7 protein-coding genes are annotated in these 4,883 nt (G+C 40.0%); 3 read left to right on the top strand and 4 right to left on the bottom strand.

Annotated features, from left to right (window positions below):
• Window positions 1–178: 178 nt before the first annotated feature.
• The 4 genes from PN471_RS00255 to PN471_RS00240 all read right to left on the bottom strand — a co-directional run bounded on the left by PN471_RS00255 (window position 179) and on the right by PN471_RS00240 (window position 1,396).
• On the bottom strand, window positions 179–328 hold the full coding sequence (locus PN471_RS00255) for an anacyclamide/piricyclamide family prenylated cyclic peptide (protein WP_271775182.1): 150 nt from the start codon (window positions 326–328) through the stop codon (window positions 179–181).
• Between the two features lie 131 nt (window positions 329–459).
• Complete coding sequence (locus tag PN471_RS00250; protein WP_271775181.1) at window positions 460–873, bottom strand: type II toxin-antitoxin system VapC family toxin; 414 nt, start codon at window positions 871–873, stop codon at window positions 460–462.
• Window positions 858–1,088: a type II toxin-antitoxin system Phd/YefM family antitoxin gene (locus PN471_RS00245; protein ID WP_039204677.1), complete on the bottom strand. Its 231-nt coding sequence runs from the start codon at window positions 1,086–1,088 to the stop codon at window positions 858–860. The genes PN471_RS00250 and PN471_RS00245 overlap by 16 nt, the downstream gene beginning before the upstream one ends.
• A 152-nt stretch (window positions 1,089–1,240) precedes the next feature.
• Complete coding sequence (locus PN471_RS00240) at window positions 1,241–1,396, bottom strand: anacyclamide/piricyclamide family prenylated cyclic peptide (protein WP_271775180.1); 156 nt, start codon at window positions 1,394–1,396, stop codon at window positions 1,241–1,243.
• Between the two features lie 1,034 nt (window positions 1,397–2,430).
• On the opposite strand from PN471_RS00240, the gene PN471_RS00235 reads away from it, so the two are divergent.
• From PN471_RS00235 to PN471_RS00225, 3 genes are read left to right on the top strand one after another with little or no spacing between them, the layout of a single operon-like run.
• Window positions 2,431–4,170 carry a S8 family peptidase gene (locus tag PN471_RS00235; protein ID WP_271775179.1) on the top strand — a complete coding sequence of 580 codons (1,740 nt, stop codon included), beginning with the start codon at window positions 2,431–2,433 and terminating at the stop codon, window positions 4,168–4,170.
• Between the two features lie 11 nt (window positions 4,171–4,181).
• Entirely contained in the window at window positions 4,182–4,373 is a 192-nt protein-coding gene (locus PN471_RS00230; RefSeq protein WP_271775178.1) for a hypothetical protein, read from the top strand.
• 12 nt (window positions 4,374–4,385) lie between these two features.
• Window positions 4,386–4,598, top strand: coding sequence for a cyanobactin biosynthesis system PatB/AcyB/McaB family protein (locus PN471_RS00225; protein WP_271775177.1), 213 nt, complete (start codon window positions 4,386–4,388; stop codon window positions 4,596–4,598).
• The last annotated feature ends 285 nt before the right edge of the window (window positions 4,599–4,883 follow it).

The following is a 4,883-nucleotide window of genomic DNA, read 5'->3' as shown; positions in this document are numbered from 1 at the left end:
CTCTAAAACTACCACTCATAAGAGCGATCGCTCCCCTTTCTTACCACCCCCGTGCCAGGTATCGGAAACCCCTGAACTGACAGAGGTTGTACGTCAATTCATCGAGGCGAACCGTGCGCCAAGGGATACGGAAACAGACTTTTGATATTTTTTGAGGTGAGTGGTAAAATGGGGTGACTTACTCCGCGTCGTCGCCCGCAAAAGGAATATGGAAGATATTGAAGTGACCAGTGGCTAGTTCGACCTGACCGCTTTGATCCTTAGCTGTAGAGATGGTTTCGCGTTCTACGGGGGCAACTTGTTGGGGGCGGATGTTCTTCTTGCTCATGGTGTGTTTTCCTTTTTGTTTGTTCGTTTAACTTCTTCATTGTGAAGAAGACTGGTTTGGTGAAGGCGTTAAATTGGCGTTGAAGGGTAATTTAACGAGTTGTGATTCACCAGAAGCTTTTTTATAGTGATTTACCAAATTACTAAAGGGTAGAAATCAGCTATTTTTCGGTCTGCTGTAATAATAGAGGCTCGGTTTATTTTGGCAACGGCTACAACCACTCTATCAACAGGATCTTTGTGTTCCCACTCTAATTTGACACTTTCTAGCCAAATTTCCTCATCAATTGGAACAATACGAATAACATTAGACTTTTTTAGAGTGGCAATATAATCATCAATATCCACACCTAAATCTAATTTCTGGTTTTTACTTTTGATAGCTATTTCCCAGACTACTGTTGATGGAACTAAACCATTTTTTTCCTGTTCCATCGTGTAACAAGCTTCTTTTGCAGATGGGGAAAGTTTGTCTGGATCTAAACTCCACCAAATGAGGGCGCAGGTGTCAAGCACAAAAAAATTAATTTTTATACTTCCTGCCATTCTTCGGTAGTTGGGGTAGTTAAATCCTCAAAATACTTGATTTTACCGCGCATATTCTTAAATAATTCTTCAGTAGTAGGGGTTTGTTGATAGGGAGAAATTCTCACAACGGGGTTAGTTCCATCAGTAACTAAAATTTCTTCACCTTGCAATTCTACAAGTTGCAAAAATTCAAGTAAGTTAGCTTTTAAATCATTCTTGTCAACTGTTTTCATATTGTTTTTTGGTTACTCGTTCTGATGGGGTAAGGGCTGATAGTTATACAGCTATGTACTACAATACTAACAAGCCCAAGGAAAAGACCCCAATTATCAAACCAAAAATCAAATTGAAAAGTTTTTGACTTTTGACTTGTTCATGGGCTGACTTACTCCGCGTCGTCACCCGCAAAAGGAGTACATTTTTTGGTTTCAATATCACACAACACAAGGGCTGTAACCTGACCGCTTTGATCCTTAGCGGTAGAGATGGTTTCGCGTTCTACGGGAGCAACTTGTTGGGGGCGGATGTTTTTCTTAGTCATGGTATGTTTTCCTTTTTGTTTGTTCGTTTAACTTCTTCCTTATTAATAGGACTTACGCATTTTAAAGAAACCTAGGGGTTTGAGATTGCTTCCTTACGTCGCAATGACAGTATTTGAAGTAGGTTTTGCGTAAGTCCTAATTAAGAAGACTGGTTTGGTGAAGACGTTAAATTAGTGTTGAAGGGTAATTTAACGAGTTGTGATTCACCTGAAGCTTTATATAAAACCTCTCTCCTTGTGGGAGCTATCCATTACCGGGATCTTTTTTGACATTCGTGAGAGCGATCGCTCGCAAGCATAAGTCCTGTTCATTTTTTTTCCTGTTCCCTCTCCTCTTAGGAGCTACGGTGTACACACAAGTTCTATCTGTCCTCGTTTTATGATTATTTAGCCCCCTAAATCCCCTGCCCCCGTGACCCCCAAGTTTGGGGGTAAAATGGGGGACTTTGAAATTATTATTCCCCCAGAATTGGGGATTAGGGGCATCAAAACCCTATTAGGCCACTTGATTAAACTGTACACGGTGGCCTCTTAAGAAGAGGGTTAGGGAGAGGTAGAGGTTTAGTGTTAAGTAATGTGAATTCTCCCAAATAATCAATACAACTACTGAACCTGTGACTATTAAAGGTGCAATTAATAATCAGTAAGTTAGATCAAGCTACTTTGATTTTCAGAGTACAGCAAATTATTATCTAAATGCAAGCCCTTATTAATAAAATTTACTTATTAATATCAATTAATATTTAGTTGATATTTTGCTAATATCCCAATCATCATCCTATCTAATTATGTACCACTTAAATACTTACTTTCAGATAAAGTAGAAGTCAAAATACACAACCAACAATTACCGTTTTTTTCTGACATAAAAAAAACTTATGTATATTAAATTACGTAAACAACACTTGATTTTGAACTACAGATATTGTGATGATTATCTCCATACTTGCCAACGCAACTTAGTAAATCTAACGCTATAAACTAGATATCTATGGAGAAAAAAGACTAATTAACCCAGGCAATCAACTAATTAAATGCTAAAACCATCAATAAAATCAGAAATCCACAAATTATGGAAGTTGACACAGGGTGATTCACAAATATGTGTGGCGGTACTAGATGGATTAGTTGATCAATCCCATTCCTGCCTAAATACAGCAAATTTAACAAGGCTACCTACCCTAATCCACGGTGAAGCCACTGATGGATCTATGTCTGGACATGGTACTCATGTAGCAAGTATCATATTTGGTCAACCGGAATCACCCGTAGAAGGAATTGCCCCCCAATGTCGGGGTTTAATCGTGCCTGTTTTTGGTGATAATAATAGGAAAATTTCTCAACTAGACCTATCTCGCGCCATTGAACAAGCCGTCAATGCTGGGGCGCATATTATCAATATCAGTGCCGGACAACTCACCGATAATGGTGAAGCAGAAGGCTGGTTAGATAGGGCTGTCCAACTATGCAAAGATCACAATGTTTTAATTGTGGCTGCTGCTGGTAATGATGGTTGCGAATGTTTGCACGTTCCCGCCTCTTTACCCACTGTATTAGCAGTAGGGGCAATGAATGACCAAGGTAAACCCATTGACTTTAGTAACTGGGGAGAAAGCTATCAAAACCAAGGCATTCTTGCACCAGGAGAAAACATCTTAGGGGCAAAACCGGGGGGAGGGACACAAAAACTCAGTGGTACTAGCTTTGCTACTCCCATTGTTTCCGGTGTCGCTGCTTTACTCCTAAGTCTGCAAGTTCAGCGTGGTGAAACACCCGACCCAGGTAAGGTGAGAGCGGTTTTATTAGAAACTGCCATACCTTGCACAACCAAGGATACAGACGATATTAGTCGTTGTTTATTAGGCAAGTTAAATATTTCTGGTGCATTGCAATATTTTACAGGAGGAACAATGTCCGAAGAATTAGATACAGTAGAAACCGTTGACAGCGTTGAAGCTGCTGGTTGTGGTTGTGGTAGTGCAGACATCACAAAAAATACAACAAATATCAGTGCAGCCGAAGCCAACCTAGAAGAACTTGTTACCGATGAACTGCCAGAAATAGTTCCAGCTAGTTCTGTAACCACTTCCACACCTTTTACAACTGCAAATATATCAAATTCCAGACCTACAACCATGTCAAATCGCACATCTAATTATATTACCGCCAGCCAAGCACCCAGCGATCTCTATGCTATTTTACAACAATTATTATCGGGACAAATTCAAGCAGAAGACAGCGAGAATTATGTAGAGAGAGTCAGTATTCCCGGTATTTTATCGGGACGCAGTGTGAAACTATTTTCTGGTCAGGTTGTGCCAGTAATTGAAGTTCCCAACACTCGCGGACTTTATGGTTGGAAGGTTAACACCTTAGTTCAGGCTGCTATTCAGACAGTGCAAGCACAGGCTTCAGAAGCCCAAGAAGAGTCTATTCGTCGGACTTTGGGTAGTTTCCTCAGCCGTATTTATTATGATTTACGGAATTTAGGGACAACTTCCCAAGATAGGGCGTTAAATTTTGCGTCTACGAATGCTTTTCAAGCGGCTTCTACCTTTGCGGAAGCTGTGGCTACAGGTATGGAGTTGGATAGTATTACTGTAGAGAAAAGTCCTTTCTGTCGTTTAGATAGCGATTGTTGGGATGTAAAATTGAAGTTCTTTGATCCTGAAAATAGCCGTCGGGCGAAGAAGCTATTCCGGTTTACAATTGATGTGAGTGATATTATTCCTGTCACCTTGGGCGAAGTCCGTTCTTGGTCTACTCCTTATTAATATCTCACTTTGTGAATATAATTCACAGCCCCGGCGAATATAATTCGCGGCTACACAAACAAAGTCCACCTTCGTGGACTCTCAGAAAAATTAGTGGTTTAAAACCCACGCAGGTGGGTTTTGCCTGTGTAGACGCGGTTTCTAACCGCCAATTTAATGTTAAGCAAGAAAACCCAACATTAAAATCACAATCTACAATCTAAAATTGGTATGTTATGAGATTACCCAAACTTTCCCCTCCGGTAAAAAGACCAGATATTATTTATCCTCATCGTTCTGTGGATGTAATTCATGGTAGAGTTGAGGACTTAGTTAGCATTCGCATGGACTTATTACATGGTGCTAATTATAATGACCCCGCCGCATTTCAAAATCGTAGCTATCACCAAATTAAATCTTCTTGTAGCTATGGTTGTCATAATTTTTAGTTAGCTCAAAATTTGTGTAACGCTATTGTTGGTTCTTAGTATGATAGAGCAACTAAATTCATTGCAATCTGTTCTGGCATTCAATGGCAAAGATAATTATGTTAGTTTAGGCAAGAAGCTGGAGTTTAAGATTGAGAAAGAAATTACTTTAGAGGATGTTTGAAAAGTTTCCGGCGATTAGAAATCGCTACTACACAAACAAAGTCCACCTGCGTGGACTAACGAAAAATCAAGGCTTTTGAACCCACGAAGGTGGGTTTCGTCTGTGTAGCTGCGACTTCTAGT

It is taken from the genome of Aphanizomenon sp. CS-733/32 (genome assembly GCF_028330045.1).
Classification (GTDB): domain Bacteria; phylum Cyanobacteriota; class Cyanobacteriia; order Cyanobacteriales; family Nostocaceae; genus Dolichospermum; species Dolichospermum gracile.
The sequence above is the reverse complement of the archived record's forward strand: the minus strand, read 5'-3'. Positions and strand labels throughout refer to the sequence as shown.